Source organism: Streptomyces sp. NPDC046727 (assembly GCF_040645635.1).
Taxonomy (GTDB): domain Bacteria; phylum Actinomycetota; class Actinomycetes; order Streptomycetales; family Streptomycetaceae; genus Streptomyces.
In genome coordinates, this window is record NZ_JBEYYR010000004.1 from 235,565 (window position 1) to 258,885 (window position 23,321).

Sequence of the window (23,321 nt, forward strand, 5' to 3'; positions counted from 1 at the left end):
GTTCAGCCGACGTCGGGGGCGAGCGCCTCGGTGATCTTCCGTGAGGCGCGGCGGGCCTCGACCGCGGGGTCCGCGCCGCCCAGCACCCGGGTCATGTACCGCTTGATCGGGTTGTCGGCCTCGACGTCGGCCCACTGAGGGGTGTGGGGGGTCGCCCGGCCGTGTGCCGCGCCCGCGGCCATGGCGGCGACCCCCTCCTCGCTCGCGACCGCGCCGGCCAGCGTGGTCTTGTTCGGCACGTAGTTCATGGTGCGGGCGAGTTCGGTGTCCCACTTGGCGCCGGTGAGCGCCGCGACGACCGCCGTCGCGGCGAACTGGTCGTCGGTGTTCTGCGGGATGACCAGGTCCGAGCCGCCGGTGAAGACGGTGCCGGGCCGCCCGGCCGTTCTGCCGGGCACGGGGAAGAAGCCGAGCTCGTCCTCCAGTCGCGGGTTCTCCCGGACGATGGAGCGGGCGAGTCCGGGTACGGCGATGATCTGCGCGACCTTGCCGCCGGCGAACACCCCGGCCTGGGGCGGGTGCTCCTCGTCGGCGTCCGCGGGCCCCTCGCCCAGCGCCTGGAGCCGCCGGTAGAAGTCCATGCCGCGCAGCGCGGCCGGGCTGTCCAGGGTGCCCTGCCACTCGTAGTCCTTCTCCTCGGCGAGATCGCCGCCCTCGTCCCAGATGAAGCCGGAGAGGGTGTACCAGTCCTGCCCGGCGAGGTAGATGCCCTGGTTGCCACCGGAGTTGAGCTTCTCGGTGTCGGCGAGCCAGGCGTCGCGGGTCTTGGGCGGGCTGGTGATGCCGGCCTGCTCGAACAGGTCCTTGCGGTAGATGACGACGCGGTTGGCCGCGTACCAGGGGATGCCGTACTGCTTGTTGCCGTCCTTGCCGGGCTGGGCGAGACCGGGCAGCCACTTCTCCTTGCCCCAGTCCCGCATCGACTCCAGGGTGAGGTCCACGAGCCGGCCGCCGTCGGCGTACAGCGGCACCTGGGTGTTGCCGACCTCGATGACGTCCGGGCCGTCGCCGGAGCCGGCCTTGAGCGCGGTGCGGACCTTCTCGACGATGCCGGTCCACTCCTGGATGCGGATGTCCAGGCGCAGGTCCTCGTGGCTGCGCTCGAAGTCCTCGGTGAACCGCTCCAGGAACTCCTTCGAAGCACTGTCCTTCATCAGCCACACGGTGACGGTCTTCGGCTCCTTGTCGCCGGGGAGCATCCCGCAGCCGCTGACGAGGGAGCCGGTGACACAGATGAGGGCGAGCGCACGACGTCTCACGAGGGGTCCTGTTCTGTCTGGCAGGAGTGCTGGGACAGGGGTGGGGGGCCCGACGTGGGGGACGAGCGCGCGGGCTCGTACGGGTGTGCTGGATTTTGGTATGGACCAATGCGGAGGTCAAGCGCTACCGCCGGTACACCGCGGACGCCGTGCGGACGGAGCGGGGATGCGGCACGGTGGAGTACGGCGTGACACGAGAGGAGCACCCGCATGACGAACCACACCTACCGGGTCACCGAGATCGTCGGCACCTCGCACGAAGGCGTCGACCAGGCCATCCGCAACGGCATCGCCCGCGCCGACCAGACGCTGCGCAACCTGGACTGGTTCGAGGTGACGCAGATCCGCGGCCAGATCGAGAACGGGCGGATCGAGCACTACCAGGTGGGCCTGAAGGTCGGTTTCCGCATCGAGGACGGCGCCTGAGCGATACCGGCGTCAGGTGCGCCCCTCCCGTTCCTGCGCCTCCTCCAGCGCGGCCGACTTCGTTGCCCAGCGGGCCCGTACGACGGTGAACCCGGCGCGCTCGGCGTCGTCGCACACCAACTCGTCGTCGTCCACGAGCATCCGGACCTCCCGGTCCCGGGCGAGCCGGCGCAGGACCTCCAGCTTGGTGAACCGCGCGGGCCTGCGGTCGGCATTACTCCGCATGTACACCCGCCCCTCGGGCAGCCCTTGGGCCGCGAGCCACTCCAGCGTGTCCCGGCGGTACCGCTCGGGGCGGCCGGTGAGGTAGACGACCTCGCACGCGCGGGCGCTCTCCGCGACCAGGGCCAGCCCCTCGGCGAGCGGCGGGTCCTGGGGCGCGGCGGCGAAGAACGCGCCCCATTTCCGCGGCCGGGCCTCCAGGAAGTGCTGGCGGTGCGCGGTGTCGGCCAGCGTGTTGTCGAGGTCGAACACGGCGAGCGGTGGCTTACTGCTGTCGGTCACGCCGGCCACCCTAGCGCTCAGAATCACACATGGGATCCATTTTCATATAGCGTCCTCGCTGCTTTCCCCAGCACCGAGGTGACGGTCGACGGCGCCCGACACCTCGTACCGCAGCGGCTGGTCTTGCCCGCTCGCCCCGGCGAGAGCGCGCCGGCGCGCGACCCGCACCCGTGCCACGACCGGGCGTGGCCGTGGGAATCCCTGGCCCCTGAGGGTGTTGAAGTGTGTGTGAGCAGCACAGTGATCAGCCGGGCCCGGTTCTCCGTCCTCGACCGTTCCCGTACCCGCGAGGGCCACCCGCCCGCGGAGGCCCTGCGGGACACCGTCGCGCTGGCCCGGGAGGCGGAGGCGCTCGGCTACCACCGGTTCTGGGTGTCCGAGCACCACGGCGTGCCCGGGGTGGCCGGCTCCGCGCCGGCCGTGCTCGCCGCCGCGGTCGCCGCGGCCACCCGCACCATCCGCGTCGGCACCGGCGGGGTCATGCTGCCCAACCACCGAACCCTCGTCGTCGCCGAGCAGTTCGGGGTGCTGGAGGCGCTGTTCCCGGGGCGTATCGACATGGGGCTGGGCCGCTCCGTGGGCTTCACCGACGGGGTGCGCCGGGCGCTCGGCCGGGACAAGGATGACGCCGAGGACTTCGCGGCGCAGCTCGGGGAACTCCTGGGCTGGTTCACCGGCAGCTCGCCGAGCGGTGTGCACGCCCGCCCGGCGGAGGGACTGACCGTGCCGCCGTTCGTGCTGGCCATGGGCGAGGGCGCGCGGATCGCGGCCCTCGGGGGCCTGCCGATGGTCATCGGTGACCTGCGCGGCCGCGAGAAGATGCTCATCGACCAGTACCGCTCCCTGTTCCGCCCGTCACCCTGGGCGGCCGAGCCGTACGTGGTGATCTCCGGGACGATCGCGGTCGCCGGCACCGAGGCCGAGGCGCACCGGCTGCTGGTCCCCGAGGCCTGGTCGATGGCGTACTCCCGCACCCACGGCACCTTCCCGCCGCTCGCCCCCGCCGAGTCGGTCGAGGCCCGCACGATGACCGCGCGGGAACGGGACTTCTTCGAGTCCGGTCTCGCCGGGCACATCGCCGGCACTGGGGAGCAGGTCGCGCACGAGCTGGAGACGGTGCTGAAGGAGACGGGCGCCGAGGAGGTTCTCGTCACCACCAGCACCTACGACCGTACGGCCCTGCGGGACTCCTACCGGCGGCTCGCCGCGCTCTTCGCGCCGGGCCGGTGACCCGTTCGAGGTGCGGAGCGGGGCCCGCCCGGCGACCCTGGGAGAGCAAGCCTCAAGCGACTAGGAGGGCTGCCATGTCCTTCATGGACAAGATCAAGAGCATGCTCAAGGGCCACGAGAGCACGGCCGACAAGGGCATCGACAAGGGCGGCGACTACCTCGACCAGCGCACCGGGAACAAGTACCAGTCGCAGGTCGACACCGCGCAGGACAAGCTGAGGGACGAGTTCGGCACCCGGCCGCAGGACCGGGGCAACCCTCCGCGGTCATGACGCACGGGGGTGGCTAGAGTTTCCCCCTGATGCACAGCCCCCATGATCCGTACGTCCGCGTCCGCGGTGCCCGTGAGCACAATCTCAAGGGTGTCGACGTGGACATCCCCCGGGACGTCCTGGCCGTGTTCACGGGTGTCTCCGGCTCGGGCAAGTCGTCCCTGGCGTTCGGCACGGTCTACGCCGAGGCCCAGCGGCGGTACTTCGAGTCGGTCGCGCCGTACGCGCGCAGGCTGATCCACCAGGTCGGGGCGCCCAAGGTCGGTGAGATCACCGGGCTGCCGCCCGCGGTCTCGCTGCAGCAGCGCCGCGCGGCGCCCACCTCGCGCTCCTCGGTGGGCACGGTCACCACTCTCTCCAACTCGCTGCGCATGCTGTTCTCGCGCGCCGGCACCTACCCGCCCGGCGCCGAGCGGCTCGACTCCGACGCGTTCTCGCCGAACACGGCCGCCGGTGCCTGCCCCGCGTGCCACGGCCTCGGGCAGGTGCACGAGACCACCGAGGAACTGCTGGTCCCGGACCCCTCGCTGTCCGTGCGCGAGGGCGCGATCGCCGCCTGGCCGGGCGCCTGGCAGGGCAAGAACCTACGGGACATCCTGGACACGCTCGGCCACGACGTGGACCGGCCCTGGCGTGAACTGCCCGCCGAGCAGCGCGAGTGGATCCTGTTCACCGACGAGCAGCCGGTCGTCACCGTCCACCCGGTCCGGGACGCGGACCGCATCCAACGGCCGTACCAGGGCACGTACATGAGCGCCCGCCGGTACGTGCTGAAGACGTTCTCCGACACCAGGTCGGCCACCCTGCGGGCGAAGGCGGAACGGTTCCTGACCAGTGCGCCCTGCCCGGTCTGCGGGGGCAGCCGGCTGCGTCCCGAGGCGCTCGCGGTGACCTTCGGCGGCCGGACCGTCGCCGAGCTGGCCGCGCTGCCGCTGACCGACCTCGCGGGGCTGCTCGACGGCGGCGACGAGACGGCCAAGGTACTCACGGAGGACCTGAAGTCCCGGATCGCGCCCGTGGTCGAGCTGGGGCTGGGCTATCTCAGCCTGGACCGGGCGACCCCCACCCTCTCGGCGGGCGAGCTGCAACGGCTGCGGCTCGCCACCCAGTTGCGCTCCGGGCTGTTCGGCGTGGTGTACGTGCTGGACGAGCCGTCCGCCGGACTGCACCCGGCGGACACCGAGGCGCTGCTGACCGTCCTGGACCGGCTGAAGGCCGCGGGCAACTCGGTGTTCGTCGTGGAGCACCACCTGGAGGTGGTGCGGGGCGCGGACTGGCTGGTGGACGTGGGTCCGGGCGCGGGCGAGCACGGCGGGCGGGTGCTGTACAGCGGGCCGGTCGCCGAGCTGGCCTCGGTGGAGGAGTCGGCGACGGCCGTGTACCTCTTCGACGAGTCGCCCGGGCCGGCGCGTGCCGTGCGGGAGCCGCGCGGCTGGCTGACGGTGGGCCCGGTGACCCGGCACAACCTGCACGGGGTGACGGCCGGGTTCCCGATCGGCGCGTTCAGTGCCGTCACCGGCGTCTCCGGCTCCGGAAAGTCCACGCTGATCGGCGAGTTGACGGAGGACGTGGCGGGGGTCGAGCGGCTGGTCCGGGTGGACCAGAAGCCGATCGGGCGCACTCCGCGGTCCAACCTCGCCACCTACACGGGCCTGTTCGACGTCGTACGGAAGGTGTTCGCCGGCACCGAGGAGGCGCGGGCGCGCGGGTACGGCGTCGGGCGGTTCTCCTTCAACGTGGCGGGAGGGCGCTGCGAGACCTGTCAGGGCGAGGGCTTCGTCAGCGTGGAGCTGCTGTTCCTGCCGAGCACGTACGCGCCCTGCCCGGACTGCGGGGGCGCCCGCTACAACCCCGGGACGCTCGAAGTGACGTACCGGGGGCGGACCATCGCCGACGTGCTCGATCTGACCGTGGAGGCCGCCGCGGAGTTCTTCGCGGACATCCCCGCCGCCGCCCGCAGCCTGGGCACCCTGCTCGACGTGGGCCTCGGCTATCTGCGGCTCGGCCAGCCGGCGACCGAGCTGTCCGGCGGCGAGGCGCAGCGGATCAAGCTGGCGAGCGAACTCCAGCGCGGGCGCCGGGGGCACACCGTGTACCTGCTGGACGAGCCGACGACCGGACTGCACCCGGCCGATGTGGAGGTCCTGATGGACCGGCTGCACCGGCTGGTGGACGCCGGGCACACGGTCGTCGTGGTCGAGCACGACATGACGGTGGTCGCGGGCGCCGACTGGGTGATCGACCTGGGTCCGGGCGGCGGCGACCTTGGCGGCCGGATCGTGGCGGCCGGCCCGCCGGAGCGGGTGGCCCGGGCGGAGGGCAGCGCCACGGCGCCGTATCTGGCGCGGGTCATACCCTGAGCGACGGGCGGCCCACCGGTGCACAAGGCATCGATGTGGTAACCGAGTTGGGCAAGTACGGCGGCCCGCGGGTGCCTGCCGCCCATAATGCGGTCGTGTCCACTTCACCCGACTTCGCACTCTCGGACGGCACTCCGGTCCGGTTCCTGCTCACGCCCGGCCCCGGAGCGGCCCCGGCCCCGCCGGACGACGACCTGCCGGAGGGCATGGGCCGCGCCGTACCGGTCGGCGCGGGCGGCCGGGCCGTGGCGAACTTCGCGGCCGAGGCGCTCCGCGGCGCCCTGCGGCCGATCGGCCCGCTGCTGCACGAGGTCCACGCCGCAGCCAGGGCGGTGCCCGAGCCGCCCACCGAACTGACCGTGACCTTCGGGGTGCAGGTCGGCCAGGATCTCAAGTTCGGGATCGTCGGCGCGGCCGGGCAGGCGCATCTCACCGTCACCGCCAGCTGGAAGCCCGCCCCGGACACCGGTACGACACCCACCGCGGGCTGACCCGTGGGGTGGTTCCGGAATCGGTGGGACGGCTCCGACGATCCCTCCCGGTACGTCGTGTGCGTCCGGCGCACCGACGACGGCAAGGCCGCGGGGGCGGGCTTCGTGCTCGGCCCCGACACGGTGCTGACCTGCGCGCACGTCGTCAACGCCGCGCTGGGCCGGGACATGCTCGACGCGCGGCCACCGGGCGTCGTCGAAGTGCCCGTCGAGGTGCCCGACGCGGAGAGCCGGTACGACAGCCGGCGGTACCCGGCCCGGGTGGCCCACTGGATCCCGCCCCGCGCCCCGGACGGCGGAGCGGTGGGCGCGGGCAGCGCCGAGTGGCTCGGCGACCTCGCCGTGCTGCGCGTGGACGGCCCGGCCGGAGGTCTGCCGCCCGGCCCCCCTCCGGCCGCCATGACGGCCGGCCACAAGGTGGACGCCTGGCACGGCGGCGGGCGAGCCTCCACCATCGCCCGGCTCACCGTCGCCGCGCTGCACGGCCCCCTGGCCTACCTGGACGGTGAGCCCACCGGCATGGCGGTCGGCCCCGGCTACAGCGGCAGCCCGCTGTGGTGCCGGGCGGAGCAGGCCGTGGTCGGGCTGGTCGTCGGGCACTTCCTGCCGGACGGCGGCGCGGGAGCCTCGCTCGCGCTCGGTTTCCAGAGCGTCATCCGGCGCAGCTGGGCCGTCCCCTGGCAGGCTGTCGAGGCCGAGCTGCGCCCGCTCGGTGTGCTGGACGGCGTCCGGCCCGCGCCGGTGGAGCCCGACGACCCGGCCTTCGAGCTGCTGGTGGAGGCGATCGAGGACGCGCTGCCCTCGGGCAGCGGGCGGGGCGACTGCGCCCGCCGGCTGGCCCGGCTGTGCGGTGTCGAGCCGGGCAGCGACGTCGTCCCGCCCTCGCCCGAGGAGTTCGCCGCGTTCGTGCTGACGCATCCGCGCGCCCTGGCGGCGCTGACCGGGATCCTGCGCCGGGACAACCCGCGGGCGGCCGACCGGGTCCTGGCCGCGGGCGCCCTGTCGCGCACGCCCCGGCTGCTGTCCGCGGCCGAGTACACGGATCTGCGCGGGCTGCTGCGCACCATCCCCGCGGCCGTGCTGGGCCGGTTCCCTGAGGCGGTCCGGGCGGCGTTACCGCACCTCGCGGCCCGGCCGGGCGGCGACACCGTGGACGCGCTGCTCGACCATCTGGAGGGCCTGCCGGGTGACGGCCACGCGAGCGGCGACGAGCGCCGGGTGCCGGCCCTGCTGCGGGTGATGGAGTACGTCGGCGCGCTGTGCCCCGACACCCAGCGGGCGCGGCTGCGGATCTGGGCGGACGGGGTGGCCCGGCGCCTCGGCATCGAGCGGTCGGCGCTGGGCGAACGCCGTTACGACGCGCAGGAGTGGGCGCGGTCGGCCCGCGGGCGTGCCACGCGGATCCGCGTCCTGGTGCAGGTGGCCAAGGCCGGACGCGGCCGGCACCGGCTGCGGATCTGGTGCGACGAGGGGACCGGGCCCCGGCAGGTCTCCACCGAGAGCGTCAAGTCGTACTCGGCGTCGGAGGCGGCGCGCGAGGTGCTGCGTGTCCTGGACTCGCTCACTCCCCCGGCCGAGGACGAGCGCCCGCCCCTGGTGGAGGTGCTGGTGGACCGCGGCGGCCTCAACCTGCCCGTGGACGAGTGGGCGGCCCGCGACCCGGCCGAGCTGGTGCCGGGCGTGCTCGGGGTGGAGTTCCCGCTGGTCGTGCACTGCCCCGAACTGCTGCGCCGGAACGGGCGGTTCGTGGCCCGGTGGCGCACCCGGTGGAGCCGGCTGGACTCCGGCAAGGCCCTGGTGGTGTCCGAACCCACGGACCGGGACGCGCTCTACTCGCGGCTCGTCAACCAAGTCGACACCGTGCGCGTCTCCGTGGACGTACCCCCCGGTCCTCCCCGGGACCGCATCGTGCAGACCTGCCTGGCGCTGGGCATACCTGTGGTGATGTGGGACCGGCGCGAGGAAGGCTCCTCGCACAGCGTCCGGCACATGGCGCAGGTCGCCACCCGGGAGCTGCCCGACGGTGTCCACAGCTACCGGGCCAATGCCCAGGCCAATCCACCCGAGTTCCCCGGCCGGCCGGTCCTGGCCTGGGCCGACGCCGACCGTACCGTCCCTCGTCTGCATCTGTCCGAACCCCAGGAGGGCCCATGACATCCGCCGCCGACGCCGACTGGCGCCTGTTCCGAGGCGACGGCGTGCCCCGGGCCGTCGGTCTCCCGGCCGCGCCGCCCTGGCGGCGCTTCACCCCGGCCCGCGCGAGACGCACCGAGCTGCCGTACGTGATCGACCCGCGGCACGCCGACATCGTCAACGCGGCGCTGCACCTGCGCCGTCCGCTGCTGGTGACCGGGCCCGCCGGCACCGGCAAGTCGTCCCTCGCCCGGGCGGTGGCGCACGAGCTGTGCCTGGGCGACCTGCTGCGCTGGTCGGTCACCAGCCGCTCCACCGTGCCGGACGCGCTGTACGTGTACGACGCCATCGGCCGGCTGCGGGAGACGACGCTCAGCCGGGACCGCGGCGAGGGCGAGCCGTCCATCGGCCAGTTCATCCGGCTCGGGCCGCTCGGTACGGCGCTGGTGGCGTCGGCCGCGCCGCGCTGTCTGCTCGTCGACGAGATGGACAAGGGCGACGTGGACCTGCCCAACGACCTGCTCACCGTGTTCGAGGAGGGCTACTTCGAGATCAAGGAGCTGGTCCGGCTGCCGGAGGGCACGGCCGACGTGGAGGTGCAGACCTCCGACCACCGGGGCACCGTCCGGGTGCACCAGGGGCTCGTGCAGTGCGCCGAGTTCCCCGTGGTGATCATCACCAGCAACGGGGAGCGGGACTTCCCGCCCGCGTTCCTGCGCCGCTGTCTCCGCCTTGAGCTGCCGGTGCCGGACGAGGAGCGGCTGCGCACCATCGTCGCCGCGCACCTGGGCGAGGAGGCGCTGCGGGAGGCGGACGATCTGATCGACGCCTTCCTGCGCCGCCGCGCCCTGGGCGAGCTGGCCACCGACCAGCTGCTGAACGCCGTGTTCCTGCGCACCGGAGGCGTCGACCTGAACGCGGACGGCCTGCTGGACGCCGTGCTGCACCAGCTCACCGGGGCGATGTGACCGTGGCGGCGGGCGGGGGCGAGCGGCTGGCCGAGGTGCTGCGGGTGCTGTCGGCCTGCGGGCACGAGCTGGACGCGGACCAGGTCCTCGACGTGCTGTGGCTCGCCCGCCGGCTGCCCGCGGACGCCGGCGCGCCGCTGCTGCGCGAGCCGACGCCCCCGCCGCCCGGCGCCACGCCGGAGGCCGCCCCCGAGCCCGGCCGGAGCGCCCCGCAGCAGCCGGCGCCGGAACCCGACGACCCGGACCTGCCCGACCTGACCGCCCCCTCCCTGTACGCGGCGGCCCGGCAGACGCCGGTGCCGGAGGTACGGCTCGCCCCGGCCGCGCCCGAGCCGCGGCGGGCGCTGCCGGTGCGGGTGCCCGAGGACAAGGCCCTCGCCGACGAACTCGAACTGGGCCGGGCGCTCAGGCCGTTGCGCCGCCGTCTGGACAGCCGGTACCGCACGGAGATCGACGAGGAGCGCACCGCCGACCAGCTCGCCGAGACCAGCCTGCCCGACGTGGTGGAGCGGCCGGTGCGGGAGCGCTGGCTGAATCTGGCGCTGCTCGTCGACGACGGTCTGTCGATGCTGCTGTGGCACCGGCTCGGCGCCGAGCTGCGCACGCTGCTGGAGCGGCTGGGCGCGTTCGCCACCACCCGCGTCCTCGGCCTGGACACCCGCAGTGCCCGCGAACCCGCCCTGCGCGCCCGGCCGTTCCGGCCGGAGAGCGGCATGCTGCCGCTCAGCACGGTCAACGACCCCTCGGGCCGCACCCTCGTCCTCGTGGTCAGCGACGGCATGGGCGCCGCCTGGCGGTCGGGCACCCTGCACCGGCTGCTGGCGGAGTGGGCGTGCCGCGGGCCGGTCGCGGTGCTGCAGACGCTGCCGCCGGACATGTGGGAGGCGTCCGGTATCGCCGCGGAGCGCTGGCAGGCCACGACCCGGCGGATCGGTGGCGCGAACGCGGCCTGGGAGGTGCGGGATCCGGTGCTGCCGCCGGAGGTGTCCCCCTTCGAGGGGGTGCCGGTGCCCGTCCTGGAGCCGACAGCGGAGTCGCTGCGGGACTGGGCGCGGCTGCTGGCGTCCCCCGGCACCACCGTGGAGCTGCCGCTGCTGGCCCGGCCCGACCCGTACGCCAGCGTGGCCGCCGCCCGGGACCTGACCAGCGCCCAGCACTTCCGGGACGCGGCGACCCCGGAGGCGTACCGGCTGGCGGCTCATCTGGCGGCGGTCTCCCCGCTGTCGGTGCCGGTGATGCGGCTGGTGCAGTCGGCGGTGCCGTGGCCGGCGACGACCTCGCATCTGGCGGAGGTGTTCCTGGGCGGCCTGGTCCGGCCGCATCCGGCGCCGGTGCCGGGCCCGCTGCCCGCCAAGCACCGGGTGTTCGACTTCGCCGAGGAGTCCAAGGCGGTGCTGCTGGACTCGGTGCCGCAGGCCGAGCTGCTGCGCACCAGCAGGCGGATCGGCCGCCATCTGGAGGAACTCGCGGGCAACTCGCCCGACTTCCCGGCCTGGCTGGCCCATCCGGACGGTTCCGCCCAGCTGCTCGGCTCGCACCAGCCGTTCACCAGCGTCGAACGCCGGCTGCTGGCCCGGTTCGGGGTGTCGTTCGACCGGGTGCCCGGCCTGCCCCGCTCGGAGCCGGACCGCACCGCCGAGCCCACCGACGACTGGGAGCCGCTGACCGACGCCGACCCGGTGCGGCTCGGCGCGTACACGCTGCGCGACCGGCGCCGGGGCCGCCGTACGGTGCTGTACCGGGGGGTGGACGGGCAGGGTACCGAGGCGGTGCTGCGCACGCCCCGGCCCGATCTGCCCGCGGCCAACGCCCAGCTGATCGCCGTGGAGGCGGAGGTGCTGGCCCGGCTGCAGTCCCAGTACGCGCCGGCGCTGTTCGCCACCGCGCTGGACGCGACCCCGCCGTGGCTGGCGATGGCGCCGGTCCGCGACCGGGACACCCCGGACGGGCAGCCACCCCGCCTTTCGGAGGTGTTCGCCCGTTCCCTGGACCACGGCACCGCGCCGTTCGACCTGGTGCGCGGCCTTCTGCTGTCCTGGCACCTGGCGAACGCGCTCGCCCTGTGCCACGCCGCCGGTCTGGTGCCCGCCGACTTCGGCATGGACAACGTGTACGTGCTGCGCCGCACCATCGTGCTCGGCGACCTGTCGGACTACGCCGTGGACGGCCAGTACCTGGGTGCCGGGCCCGCTCCGACCGTCGCGGACAGCATGCGGGCGCTGGGCTCGATGCTCCAGCTCATCAGCAGCAAGGCGGGCGTGGAGGTGCCGAACCTGCCGGAGGGCATGCACCTGTGGCAGGGGGACGGCTGGGAGCAGCTGCGGCGCCTGGTGCTGCGCTGCCTGGACGACGACCCGGCCCGCCGGCCCACCGCCAGCGAGGTCGCCGACGCCCTCGCCAGGTACATCGCCCTGGCCCGGCTGCGGCACGACGACGAGCCCCGGTCGCCGGCTCCGCCGACGGCGGGCCGGTCGGCGGAGCCGGTGCCGCTGACCCCGCCGGCCCCGCCCGAGCCGGTCCCGTCGGCCGACCGGCTGCCGCGCCCGCGCTTCCGCCCGGCCCGCGCCGAGTTCCGGCGCCGGCTGGACGGGCTGCGCGTCAGGCTGCCGCACAGCAGGCGGGTGACGCTGGTCAGCGCCTTCCACTACAGCGGCCGGGCCACCACGACGGTCGCCCTGGGCTCCCTGCTGGCCGCCGTACGGGCCGAACCCGTCCTCGCCCTCGACGGGGCCTCGACCGCGGGCGCCCTCGGCTCCTTCCTGCCGCCGGACCGCAACCAGGCGGTCCCGCGGGATCTGGCCGCGCTGCCGCTCGGCCCGTCGTACGAGGAGGTCCGTGCCCTCACCACCCGGCTGCCTTCGGGCCTGGAGGTGATCGCGCACCGCTCGGGGCACTTCGGGCCCAACTCCGCGCACGCGCAGGAGTATCTCCGGGTGCTGGCGCACACGGCGCCGTACTACTCCTTCGTGCTGACCGACTGGGCGCCGGTGCGGCTGGACCGGACGACGGACGTGGTCCTCGACCACACGGACCAGTTGATCGTGTGCTGCGGCACCGCCGACTGGTTCCTCGACGCCGCGGGGCGCACGCTCGACCGGATCCGGGAGGGCGGGCGGCACGGCCTGGCGGACCGGGCGGTCGTGGTGACCACCCGGACCGACGGCTCGCACCGCCGCGGTCTCCCCGACGATCTGCACTGGACGCTGGGCATCCAGCGCGATCAGGTGGTGCAGGTGCCGTTCGACACCGTGCTGCAGTCAGCTCGCTGGGAGCTGAAGGATCTGCGTCCGGCCACCGTGCACGCCTATCTGCGGCTGGCCGAACTGGTCCTGCGGCCCGCTTAGCGCGCCGGCCACCAGGGCGGCGTGGGTCCAGGCGGGCGCGGGGACGGCCGGCTGGGCGGCGTGGGCAAGGGCGCGGCGGTGGGCGTGGACGCCAGGCGGGATCACCGGCCGGACCTCCACCTCGGCGACCAGGCCCCGGGCCCGGGCCACCCGCCACAGGGAGGCCAGCAGGCTGTCCTCGCCGACGAAGGCCGCCGCGGTGCCGGGCCCGCCGTCCCGCTGCCGGTAGCGCAGTCGGACCGGCTGGACGGGCACGCCCGCGTCGAGCGCGGCCTGGAAGACGGCCCGGCGGAAGCGGCCCTGGGCGCGCCCGCACCAGGTGCTGCCCTCGGGGAAGGCGGTCACGGCCGCGCCGTCGCGCAGCGCGCCGGCGATCCGGGCGACCGTGCCGGGCAGGGCGCGCAGCCGGTCCCGTTCGATGAACAGGCAGCCGCCGCGTGCGGCCAGCGCGCCCGCCACGGGCCACTGCCGGACCTCGGTCTTGGCGAGCATCCTGGCCGGGCGTACGGCAGCGAGCAGCGGGATGTCCAGCCACGAGACGTGGTTGGCGACCAGCAGCAGACCGCCGGCCGGTGCGGCGGCGCCGGTGATGCGGACCTGGACCCCGATGGCCCGCACGATCGTCCGGCACCACCGCCTGACCCACTCGGCGGGGATCCTCCCGCCGAGCGGGGACAGCACGATCCCGGCCAGCACCAAGGCCGCGACCGCGGCCAGCCGCAGCACGGCGCGGGGTACGGCCGCGGCGGCCCGGGCCGGCTCCACGCAGGCGCCCGGGGTGCAGGGCGCCGTGGGCAGCCAGACGCTCATCAGGCCGGGACGAGGGAGAGGAAGTGCCGCAGATAGCGCGGGTTGACCCGGCTCATCGACAGCAGGACGTACAGGTCGGCGACCCCGAAGTCGGGGTCGTGCGCGGGCTCGCCGCACACCCAGGCGCCGAGCCGCAGATAGCCGCGGAGCAGGGCGGGAAGCTCCTGGCGGACGGTCGGGGCCTCGGCGTTCGGGAGCCACGGCAGCAGCGGCCGGACCCGGAACTCCTCGGGTGCCAGGTGCTTGGCGCGGACCCGCTCCCAGGTGCCGGTGGCGAGGGCGCCGCCGTCGGCGAGCGGCACGGAGCAGCAGCCCGCCAGCCACTCGTGGCCCCGGTCGGTCATGTAGCGCGCTATCCCGGCCCAGATCAGGCCGATGACGGCGCCGTCGCGGTGGTCGGGGTGCACGCAGGAGCGGCCGACCTCGACCAGTCCGGGCCGGATCGCGTCGAGCGCGCCCAGGTCGAACTCGCCCTCGGAGTAGAGCCGGCCGGCGACCGCGGCCCGCTCGGGCGGCAGCAGCCGGTAGGTGCCGACGACCTGCCCGGTGACCGTGTCCCGCACGAGGAGGTGGTCGCAGTGGGCGTCGAAGGCGTCGACGTCGTACCCCGGCTCGGCGGTGGTCAGCAGGGCACCCAGCTCGCCGGCGAAGACCTCGTGCCGCAGCCGCTGTGCGGCGCGCACGTCGGCCTCGTCGCGGGCGAGGGTGACGGTGTAGCGGGTGGGTGCCGCGGGCTGCGGGGGACGGTCGAGGGTGGAAACGCCGGTCATGGCTCTCTCCTGGTCATGGGCCGGTTCGGCGAGGGCGGCGGGCCCGGTGCGTACGGCCCGCCGCTCCAGTTCTTCCGACGCCGGTTGGCCGGTGCGTGACCTGTGCCAGGAGAGCGGATGTGGGGATGCTGAACGGCGGGGTCAGCCGTCCTTGGTCACGCATCCGGCGAGCAGCCGCCCGGCCTCCTCCGGGCCGAGCACGCGCTCCAGGACGAGGTCGCCGGTCATGTGCGGGAAGAACCGGCCGGAGGGCCAGCTGCGCTCGTACGGCGGTGGGTCCAGGACGAGCAGCCGTACGCCGTCCACGACCGGGATGTCGGAGGGGGTGCCCTCGTTCCACACCCACTCGCCCGTCGGGGTGACCAGGTTGAAGGAGCCGGTGGTGTGCACCTGGCCGGGCTGGTCCCGGCAGACGGCCGCCTCCTCGGCGGACGGGGCGCGGCCGGGCACGTGGCCGCCGCCGACGAGGACGTCGGCGAGCAGGGTGTGCAGCTGGAAGTTGTCGCCGATACCGGTCATGCGCAGCGCGTAGCCGGTGCCGGTGGGGCGGTGCAGGACGACCAGCGGCTCGTCGTCGAGGACGAGCAGGGCGTAGGCCAGGCACTTGAAGTCGTGCCCGGATGCCTCCTCCACCGAGCGCAGCGTCCGGAACAGGCGGGCGCGCGTGCCGGCGTCCAGGTCGGTGCGGACGGCGGCGTGGTTGAGCATGGCGACGGAGGCCATCTCCCACTGGTGCAGGGTGAGCCAGGCCACGGCCGCGTCCGGCCCGACCCTCTCGAAGAGGTCCGGGTGCGGTTCCTCGGCCTGCGGGTCGGGGAGGTCGCCGCCGCCGGTCGCCGCCCAGCGCTCGCAGCATTCCCGGGCGCCGTCGAGCGTCTCGGCGAGCCCGGCGAGGATGCGGGGCCCGCAGGCCGAGGCGTCGGCGCCGCGCTCGACGCAGGCGCCGACGATCACGGCGACGGTGGCGCGGGGACCGGGTGGCACCTCGTCCAGGATCGCGGCCAGCCGCGGTCCGGCCTGCCGGAACTCCTGGTCGCCGGCCTTGCCGAAGAAGCGGTGCAGGTCCTGGAAGTACTGCTGTGACCGGTCGGTGTCCCGCTCGCGGACAGCGGCCTCGAAACCGGCTACGGCATCGAGGAACCGCTCGCTCCCCTTGTTTCCGAAGATCATGCGCGGAGCCTACAAGGGCCCCGAGATCCAGACGGGGCCGGGGATGAGCACCTACCCCGGCCCCGCCCGCCCGCCTCGGTCCGGCGAACGTTCTCCGCTACCGCTTCCCCGCCTTCCGGGTCGCCCGCAGCCACTCCTTGTTCATGCTCGTGATCGACACGAGCGGAATCCCCTTCGGGCAGGCGGTCGCGCACTCACCGGTGAGCGTGCACCCGCCGAAGCCCTCCTCGTCCATCTGCGCCACCATGTCCAGCACCCGCGTCTCCCGCTCGGGCGCGCCCTGCGGCAGGACGTTGAGGTGGTTGACCTTCGCCGAGGTGAACAGCATGGCCGCCCCGTTGGGGCACGCGGCCACACACGCCCCGCATCCGATGCACTCCGCGTGTTCGAACGCGAAGTCGGCGTCGGCCTTCGGCACCGGCGTGGCGTGGGCCTCCGGCGCGGACCCGGTCGGCGCGGTGATGTAGCCGCCGGCCTGGATGATCCGGTCGAACGCCGACCGGTCCACCACCAGGTCCTTGATCACGGGGAACGCGGACGCCCGCCACGGCTCGATGTCGATCGTGTCGCCGTCCTGGAAGGACCGCATGTGCAGCTGGCAGGTGGTGGTGCGCTCCGGTCCGTGCGCGTCGCCGTTGATGACCAGCGAGCAGGCGCCGCAGATGCCCTCGCGGCAGTCGTGGTCGAAGGCGACCGGCTCCTGTCCGGCGAGGATGAGCTGTTCGTTGAGGACGTCCAGCATCTCCAGGAAGGACATGTCGGGCGAGATGTCGTCCACGTCGTAGGTGGACATCGCTCCTTCGGCGTCGGTGTTCTGCTGCCGCCAGACGCGCAGGGTGAGCTTCATGCGTAGCTCCGCTGGGTGGGGTGGACGTACTCGAAGACCAGGTCTTCCTTGTGCAGGACGGGCGCCTCGCCGGTGCCGGTGAACTCCCAGGCGGCGGCGTAGGAGAACACGTCGTCCTTGCGCGCCGCCTCTCCGTCCGGGGTCTGGGACTCCTCGCGGAAGTGGCCGCCGCAGGACTCGGCGCGGTGCAGCGCGTCGAGGCACATCAGCTCGGCGAGTTCCAGGTAGTCGACGATCCGGTTGGCCTTCTCCAGCGACTGGTTGAACTCCTCGCCGGTGCCGGGCACCTTGATCCGCCGCCAGAACTCCTCGCGGATCTGCGGGATGCGCTCCAGGGCCTTGCGCAGGCCCGTGTCGGTGCGGGCCATGCCGCAGAACTCCCACATGAGTTCGCCGAGTTCCCGGTGGAAGGAGTCCGGGGTGCGGTCGCCGTCCACCGCGAGCAGCAGGTTGATCCGGTCCTCGGTCTCGGCAAGCACCTCCTGGACGACGGGGTGTCCGGCGGTGACCGGCTCCTGGTGCGGGTTGCGGGCCAGGTAGTCGTTGATGGTGGCGGGCAGCACGAAGTAGCCGTCGGCGAGGCCCTGCATCAGCGCGGACGCGCCGAGCCGGTTGGCGCCGTGGTCGGAGAAGTTGGCCTCGCCGATCGCGAACAGTCCGGGGACGGTGGTCTGCAGGTCGTAGTCGACCCACAGGCCGCCCATCGTGTAGTGCACGGCCGGGTAGATCCGCATCGGCACCTCGTACGGATCCTCGTCGGTGATCCGCTGGTACATGTCGAAGAGGTTGCCGTACTTGGCCTCGACGGCTCCCCGTCCCATGCGCTTGATGGCGTCGGCGAAGTCCAGGTAGACGCCCTGGCCGCCGGGGCCCACTCCCCTGCCCTCGTCGCAGACGTTCTTCGCGGCGCGGGAGGCGATGTCTCGCGGGACCAGGTTGCCGAAGGAGGGGTAGATGCGCTCCAGGTAGTAGTCGCGCTCGTCCTCGGGGATCTCGTTCGGCGGGCGGGTGTCGCCCTGCGCCTTGGGCACCCAGATCCGGCCGTCGTTGCGCAGCGACTCGCTCATCAGCGTCAGCTTGGACTGGTGGTCGCCGGTGCGCGGGATGCAGGTCGGGTGGATCTGGGTGAAGCAGGGGTTGGCGAAGTGGGCGCCGCGCCGGTGCGCCCGCCAGATCGCGGTCGCGTTGGAGTTCATGGCGTTGGTCGACAGGTAGAAGACGTTGCCGTAGCCGCCGGAGGCGAGGACGACGGCGTCCGCGAAGTACGTGTCGATCTTCCCGGTGATCAGGTCCCGCGCGACGATGCCGCGGGCCCGTCCGTCGACGACGATCAGGTCGAGCATCTCGGTGCGCGGATGCATCTCCACGTTGCCCGCGGCGATCTGCCTGCTGAGGGCCTGGTAGGCGCCCAGCAGCAGCTGCTGGCCCGTCTGGCCGCGGGCGTAGAAGGTGCGGGAGACCTGGACGCCGCCGAAGGAGCGGGTGTCGAGCAGGCCGCCGTACTCGCGGGCGAAGGGCACGCCCTGGGCCACGCACTGGTCGATGATCTCCACGGAGATCTGCGCGAGCCGGTGCACATTGGACTCGCGGGCCCGGAAGTCGCCGCCCTTGACGGTGTCGTAGAACAGCCGGTGGACGGAGTCGCCGTCGTTGCGGTAGTTCTTCGCCGCGTTGATGCCGCCCTGCGCGGCGATCGAGTGGGCGCGGCGCGGGGAGTCCTGGTAGCAGAACTGGACGACGTGGTAGCCCTGTTCGGCCAGCGTGGCGCCCGCGGAGCCGCCGGCCAGGCCGGTGCCGACGACGATGATCGTGTGCTTGCGGCGGTTGGCGGGGTTGACCAGCTTCGCCTCGAAGCGGCGGGTGTCCCAGCGCTCGTGGACGGGGCCGGAGGGAGCCTTGGTGTCGACGGCCGGTGCGCCGGTCGTGTAGTTCACGTAGTCGGTCATGTCAGCTCACCACTCCGGTCATGACGCCCACGGGTACGGCGATGAAGCCGGCCGTGAGCAGCAGCGCGAGGACGTTCGCGATGGTCTTCAGGGCGCGGTCGCGGGTGCGGCTGCCGACGCCGAGGGTCTGGGCGGCGCTCCAGAAGCCGTGGCGGATGTGCAGGCCGAGCGCGAGCATCGCGACGATGTAGATGACGTTGCCGTACCAGGTGGAGAACGTGTCCACCACGTTCTGGTACGGGTGGCCCTCCTGGAAGCCGCCGGGGTGCACGGTGCCGGTGGTCAGGTCGAGGACGTGCCAGACGATGAACAGGCCGAGGATCACGCCGCCCCAGCGCATGGTGCGGGTGGCGTAGCTCGCTCTGGGCTTCTTGTGCACGTACTTGCTGGGCCGTGCCTTGATGTCGCGGCGGCTGAGCTGGTAGGCGGACGTGGCGTGGGCGACCACGGCGACGACGAGAACGATCCGGATGAGCCAGAGCGTCCACTCGTAGTGCATGAAGGGTTCGCCGACGGTACGCAACCAGTGCCCGTAGTGGTTGAACTCCCCCGCGCCGAAGAAGATCTTCAGGTTGCCGATGACGTGGGCGACCAGGTACAGCAGCATGATCACGCCGCTGACGGCCATCACCGTCTTCTTGCCGACGGAGGAGTCCCACATCGTGCGCGCCATGGACGGCCGTCGGTCCGTCCGCGTTGCCAGAGCCATGGCACAAGACGCTAGGGCCGAACGGGCCAATCGGTCCAAGACATGGTACGGCTGGATTCCATAGGCCAAAGCTATCGTGACACCATGCAGTTCCAGCAGCTTCAGTATTTCGTCGCCGTCGCCGAGACCCGGCACTTCACCCGGGCCGCCGAGCTGGTCCATGTCGCCCAGCCGTCGCTGTCGCAGCAGATCAAGGCGCTGGAGCGGGAGCTGGGCGCGGATCTCTTCCTGCGCGCCCGGGGCAACATCACGCTGACCGACGCCGGCGAGGCGCTGCTGCCGCTGGCCCGGCGGATCCTCGCGGACGCGGACACCGCCCGGCACGAGGTGCAGGAGCTGGTGCAGCTGCGGCGGGGGCGGGTGCGGCTGGGGGCGACGCCGAGTCTGTGCACGGGACTGCTGCCGGATGTGCTGCGTGCCTTCCACGACCGGTATCCGGGGATCCGCCTGTTGATCGAGGAGGGCGGCTCGCACGACCTGGTCCGGGAACTGGCGCGGGGAGCGCTGGACCTCGCGCTGGTCGTGCTGCCCCTGCCGACGCCGGCGCCCGCGCTGACGACGGTGGAGCTGCTGCGGGAGGACCTGGTGGTGGTGTCCTCACCGGAGGCGCCCGAGCCCGGCCGGGGCGGACGGGTCGAGATCTCCGATCTGGAGGGGGAACGGCTGGTGATGTTCCGGCACGGGTACGACCTGCGGGAGCTGACCGTCGCCGCGTGTCGCTCCGCCGGGTTCGAGCCGGATTTCGCTGTGGAGGGGGGTGAGATGGACGCGGTGCTGGGGTTCGTGCGGGCCGGGCTCGGTCTTGCCGTGGTTCCGCGGATGGTGGCCGCCCGGGCGGGGCGGGGGCTGAGGGTCACTCCGCTCGCCCGGCCGGGGTTGCACCGGACCATTGCGCTGGCGCATCGCAGTGATGTGGCTCCGCCTCGGGCCGCGCGGGAGCTTCAGCGGATGCTGTTGGAGCGGTGAGGGGGGTGTGATCGGTCGCGCCCGCCGGGTGCTCGCCGCTTCGGGGCGCGGGTGGTGTGTGGTTGCTCGCGCCCGCGCGGCGGAGCCGCATATCCCATACAGCCCGCGCCCCTTCGGGGCGCTTCAGCCGGTGGCGTCCACCAGAGCCAGCTCGTGCAGCCGCTCCGGTGGGCCAGGCCGCGCGTAGTACCAGCCCTGGGCCGTGTCGCAGCCCAGTATGCGCAGCTGCTCGGCCTGGGCGCCGGTCTCCACGCCCTCGACCGTGACCGCCAGGTCGAGGCTGTGCGCCAGGGAGACGATGCCCTCGACGATCTTCAGGTCGACGGGGTCGGCGGGGAACTGCTGCATGCCCTGGGTGAAGGAGCGGTCGAGCTTGAGGATGCTCACCGGGAGGCGGCGCAGGTTGGCGAGGTTGGAGTAGCCGGTGCCGAAGTCGTCCAGGGCGATGTCGACGCCCATGTCGGCGAGCCGGCGCAGCGGCTTGAGCAGGTCGTCGTCGGCGCCGATGAGCGCGGACTCGGTGACCTCCAGGCACAGGGCGTCCGGGGCGACGCCCGCGCGTTCGAGGATCTCGACCGTGTCCTGGACCAGCCCGGGATGGCTGAGCTGGCAGGGCGAGAGGTTGACGTTGATGCGCAGCGGGCCGGCGCCGGCCTGCTCGCCGTGGTGTTCCCGCCAGGCGCGGGCCTGGCGGATGGACTCCTCCAGGACCCAGCGGCCCAGCGGGACGATCAGGCCCGTGTGCTCGGCGAGCGGGATGAAGCGGTCGGGGCCGAGGACGCCGTGCTGCGGATGCAGCCAGCGCACCAGCGCCTCGGCGCCGCGCACGCTGCCGTCACCGAGGTGCACCAGGGGCTGGTACTCGATGAAGAACTCACCGCGTTCCAGGGCGGTGGGCAGGGCCGTGGTCAGGCCGTGCCGGGTGATCGCGCGGGCGTCGGCCTCCGGGTCGGCGAGTTCGGAGCGGTTGCCGCCGGCCGACTTGGCCCGGTACATCGTGATGTCGGCGCTGCGCAGCACCTCCGCCGCGGTGCGTTCGCCCGCGGGGCCCTCGACGATGCCGAGGCTGCCGCGGACCAGCAGGTCGCGGCCGTCGATGCTGATGGGGGTCACGAGCGCGCTCATGATCCGCTCGGCGAGTTCGTCCACCTTGCGCTCGGTGCCGGGGCCGGTGGTCAGGGCCACGAACTCGTCGCCGCCGAGCCGGGCGACCATCTCGCCGGGCGCGGTCGCGCAGGACTGCAGCCGGTCGGCGACCTCCACCAGCAGCCGGTCGCCGGCCGCGTGGCCGAGGCTGTCGTTGACGGTCTTGAAGCCGTCCAGGTCCAGGTAGCACAGGCCGAAGCGCTGGCCCTCGCCCGCGTTCAGGGCCTTCTCCAGGCGTTCGAAGAACAGGGAGCGGTTGGGCAGGCCGGTGAGGGCGTCGTGGGTGGCCTCGTAGCGCAGCCGGAGGTTGAGCAGCCGGCGCTCGGTGGTGTCCTCCATGAGCGCGAGCTGGTACTGCGGCGATCCGTCGGCGTCCCGCAGCAGGGAGACCGTCAGGTTGGTCCACAGGACCGTGCCGTCGGGGCGGTTGAAGGCCTTCTCCATGTGGTAGTGCTCGCGTTCGCCGCGCACGAGTTCGTCGTAGAGCCGCCAGGTCTGCGGGGCGTCCTCGGGGTGCACCCAGTCCTGGACGCGCCGGCCGCGCAGGGTCTGTTCGGAGAGGCCGAACATGCGCAGCAGCGCCTCGTTGACCTGGAGGACGTTTCCGTCGAGGTCGGCGATGCCGATCCCTATCGCGGCGCCCTCGAAGACCGCGCGGAAGCGGGCCTCGCTCGCGTGCAGCGCCTGGGCCACCACGCCCTGGGCCCGCAACGCGGCCTGGGCGATGGCCTCCTGCTCGGCGAGGGTGCGCTCGCGCAGCGCCTGGGCGTAGCCGGCGGCCATGGCGTGCTGCAACCGGGAGGAGCGCATGCGCAGTTCGTCCTGGGGGCGGTCCTGGCCGCAGTACAGGACCAGGTAGGCGTCGACGCAGTCCAGGGTGCGGGTGAGCGCCTCGGGGTCGGTGCAGTGCGCCCCGACCAGGGCGGCGCCGACGGCCTTCGCCGCATCCGCGTCGAAGCTGCGGGCGCACAGCAGCTCGCTCAACCGGCGTGCGAGCGGAAGCAGTTGTTCCTCGAACTCGGCGCGGGTCAGCGACGTCGAGGTCACCGGGAAGACCGCCCGGCTCCAGATCGTCGTCAGCCGGCGCAGTCTGCCCTCCGGCCCGTCCGGCTCCGCGATCACGCCGTACGCCCCACGCCGGCGAACCCGGAGAAGGCATAGGGGTCCTCGTCCTCCGGCGCCGAGTCCGGGCGCCAGTGCGGCATCTGCACCAGTCCGGGTTCCACCATGTCGTACCCCTCGAAGAACCGCGCGATCTCGTCGCGCGAGCGCATGATCAGCGGGTTGCGAATGTCCTTGTATACGTCCACCGCGCCCTCGGCCCGCTCGGCGGGCAGCGGTATTCCCTCGTACGAGGCATGGGTGAGGATCAGCAGGCTGCCGGGCGCGAGCGCCTCGCGCAGCTCGGCCACCGCACCGTACGGGTCGTCCGCGTCTTCCACGAAGTGCAGTATGGCAACGAGCAGGAGCGCCACTGGCCGATTCAGGTCGATCAGCGCCTGCAGTCGGGGGCTGGCGAGGATCTCGTGGGGCTTGCGGAGGTCGGCCGCGACCACGTCCGCGCCGTCGTTGCCCGCCAGTACCGCCTCGCTGTGGGCGACGGCCACCGGGTCGTGGTCGACGTAGACCACGCGGGCGCCCGGTACGGCCGCCTGGGCCACCTCGTGGACATTGCCGAACGTCGGGATGCCGGAGCCGATGTCGAGGAACTGGGTGATGCCCTCCCCGGCCGCGAACCGCACGGCCCGGCGCATGAACGCCCGGTTGGCCTGCATGATCTTCGGCAGGCCCGGCATGAACTCCATGGCCTTGCGGGCCGCTTCCCGGTCGACCTCGAAGTTGTGCGAACCGCCCAGGTAGTAGTCGTAGATCCGCGAGACGCTCGGCACCGAGATGTCGATGCTCCGTGGGGCCCAGGCGGGACGCTCCATGTATGTCTCCAAGACGTGGACAGGTGTAGGCGATCCGGT

19 protein-coding genes are annotated in these 23,321 nt (G+C 73.2%); 9 read left to right on the forward strand and 10 right to left on the reverse strand.

Features of this window, described 5'->3' with window-relative positions:
* Nucleotides 1-2 precede the first annotated feature (2 nt).
* A complete protein-coding gene (locus ABZ937_RS07035) occupies nt 3-1,259 on the reverse strand; it encodes an extracellular solute-binding protein (protein ID WP_361686686.1) in 1,257 nt (418 codons plus the stop codon).
* A 210-nt stretch (nt 1,260-1,469) separates the two neighbouring features.
* Here ABZ937_RS07035 and ABZ937_RS07040 point away from each other — a divergent pair, with 210 nt between their 5' ends.
* Nucleotides 1,470-1,685, forward strand: a complete 216-nt coding sequence (locus ABZ937_RS07040) for a dodecin (RefSeq protein WP_361686689.1) — start codon at nt 1,470-1,472, stop codon at nt 1,683-1,685.
* 12 nt (nt 1,686-1,697) lie between these two features.
* On the opposite strand, the gene ABZ937_RS07045 is transcribed toward ABZ937_RS07040, so the two are convergent.
* The gene (locus tag ABZ937_RS07045) at nt 1,698-2,189 is read right to left on the reverse strand and encodes a hypothetical protein (RefSeq protein WP_361686692.1); all 492 of its coding nucleotides are present in this window, start codon (nt 2,187-2,189) and stop codon (nt 1,698-1,700) included.
* Nucleotides 2,190-2,417: 228 nt separating this feature from the next.
* On the opposite strand from ABZ937_RS07045, the gene ABZ937_RS07050 reads away from it, so the two are divergent.
* The 7 genes from ABZ937_RS07050 (at nt 2,418) to ABZ937_RS07080 (ending at nt 12,987) form a co-directional block, all read left to right on the forward strand.
* A complete protein-coding gene (locus ABZ937_RS07050) occupies nt 2,418-3,419 on the forward strand; it encodes an LLM class flavin-dependent oxidoreductase (protein WP_361686695.1) in 1,002 nt (333 codons plus the stop codon).
* Nucleotides 3,420-3,493: 74 nt separating this feature from the next.
* A complete protein-coding gene (locus ABZ937_RS07055; RefSeq protein WP_361686698.1) occupies nt 3,494-3,691 on the forward strand; it encodes an antitoxin in 198 nt (65 codons plus the stop codon).
* A gap of 29 nt (nt 3,692-3,720) precedes the next feature.
* Nucleotides 3,721-6,051: an excinuclease ABC subunit UvrA gene (locus ABZ937_RS07060; protein WP_361686701.1), complete on the forward strand. Its 2,331-nt coding sequence runs from the start codon at nt 3,721-3,723 to the stop codon at nt 6,049-6,051.
* Between the two features lie 95 nt (nt 6,052-6,146).
* Complete coding sequence (locus ABZ937_RS07065; RefSeq protein ID WP_361686704.1) at nt 6,147-6,542, forward strand: CU044_2847 family protein; 396 nt, start codon at nt 6,147-6,149, stop codon at nt 6,540-6,542.
* Between the two features lie 3 nt (nt 6,543-6,545).
* The gene (locus tag ABZ937_RS07070; protein WP_361686707.1) at nt 6,546-8,696 is read left to right on the forward strand and encodes a trypsin-like peptidase domain-containing protein; all 2,151 of its coding nucleotides are present in this window, start codon (nt 6,546-6,548) and stop codon (nt 8,694-8,696) included.
* Nucleotides 8,693-9,643, forward strand: a complete 951-nt coding sequence (locus tag ABZ937_RS07075; RefSeq protein ID WP_361686710.1) for a MoxR family ATPase — start codon at nt 8,693-8,695, stop codon at nt 9,641-9,643. Before ABZ937_RS07070 ends, ABZ937_RS07075 begins: the two co-directional genes overlap by 4 nt.
* Nucleotides 9,640-12,987, forward strand: a complete 3,348-nt coding sequence (locus ABZ937_RS07080) for an SAV_2336 N-terminal domain-related protein (protein WP_361686712.1) — start codon at nt 9,640-9,642, stop codon at nt 12,985-12,987. Before ABZ937_RS07075 ends, ABZ937_RS07080 begins: the two co-directional genes overlap by 4 nt.
* Here the strand turns inward: ABZ937_RS07080 and ABZ937_RS07085 are convergent.
* From ABZ937_RS07085 to ABZ937_RS07110, 6 genes are all read right to left on the reverse strand, one after another.
* Nucleotides 12,901-13,797 carry a lysophospholipid acyltransferase family protein gene (locus ABZ937_RS07085; RefSeq protein WP_361686715.1) on the reverse strand — a complete coding sequence of 299 codons (897 nt, stop codon included), beginning with the start codon at nt 13,795-13,797 and terminating at the stop codon, nt 12,901-12,903. The two genes, ABZ937_RS07080 and ABZ937_RS07085, sit on opposite strands and share 87 nt — an antisense overlap.
* Nucleotides 13,797-14,567 carry a GNAT family N-acyltransferase gene (locus ABZ937_RS07090; protein ID WP_361686718.1) on the reverse strand — a complete coding sequence of 257 codons (771 nt, stop codon included), beginning with the start codon at nt 14,565-14,567 and terminating at the stop codon, nt 13,797-13,799. Before ABZ937_RS07090 ends, ABZ937_RS07085 begins: the two co-directional genes overlap by 1 nt.
* Before the next feature lie 141 nt (nt 14,568-14,708).
* The gene (locus tag ABZ937_RS07095) at nt 14,709-15,737 is read right to left on the reverse strand and encodes a hypothetical protein (RefSeq protein WP_361686721.1); all 1,029 of its coding nucleotides are present in this window, start codon (nt 15,735-15,737) and stop codon (nt 14,709-14,711) included.
* 97 nt (nt 15,738-15,834) lie between these two features.
* Nucleotides 15,835-16,584, reverse strand: coding sequence for a succinate dehydrogenase/fumarate reductase iron-sulfur subunit (locus tag ABZ937_RS07100; RefSeq protein WP_361686724.1), 750 nt, complete (start codon nt 16,582-16,584; stop codon nt 15,835-15,837).
* Nucleotides 16,581-18,530 (reverse strand): fumarate reductase/succinate dehydrogenase flavoprotein subunit, encoded by a 1,950-nt coding sequence (locus tag ABZ937_RS07105; protein WP_361686727.1) that lies wholly within the window; start codon nt 18,528-18,530, stop codon nt 16,581-16,583. The genes ABZ937_RS07100 and ABZ937_RS07105 overlap by 4 nt, the downstream gene beginning before the upstream one ends.
* 1 nt (nt 18,531) lies before the next feature.
* Nucleotides 18,532-19,203 (reverse strand): succinate dehydrogenase, encoded by a 672-nt coding sequence (locus ABZ937_RS07110; RefSeq protein ID WP_361687045.1) that lies wholly within the window; start codon nt 19,201-19,203, stop codon nt 18,532-18,534.
* 120 nt (nt 19,204-19,323) lie between these two features.
* Here ABZ937_RS07110 and ABZ937_RS07115 point away from each other — a divergent pair, with 120 nt between their 5' ends.
* Entirely contained in the window at nt 19,324-20,205 is an 882-nt protein-coding gene (locus tag ABZ937_RS07115; RefSeq protein WP_361686730.1) for a LysR substrate-binding domain-containing protein, read from the forward strand.
* A 123-nt stretch (nt 20,206-20,328) separates the two neighbouring features.
* Here ABZ937_RS07115 and ABZ937_RS07120 read toward each other — a convergent pair whose 3' ends face one another.
* Together ABZ937_RS07120 and ABZ937_RS07125 are read right to left on the reverse strand one after the other, a co-directional pair.
* The gene (locus tag ABZ937_RS07120; RefSeq protein WP_361686733.1) at nt 20,329-22,473 is read right to left on the reverse strand and encodes an EAL domain-containing protein; all 2,145 of its coding nucleotides are present in this window, start codon (nt 22,471-22,473) and stop codon (nt 20,329-20,331) included.
* Nucleotides 22,470-23,282, reverse strand: a complete 813-nt coding sequence (locus tag ABZ937_RS07125; RefSeq protein WP_361686735.1) for an SAM-dependent methyltransferase — start codon at nt 23,280-23,282, stop codon at nt 22,470-22,472. Before ABZ937_RS07125 ends, ABZ937_RS07120 begins: the two co-directional genes overlap by 4 nt.
* Nucleotides 23,283-23,321 lie beyond the last annotated feature (39 nt).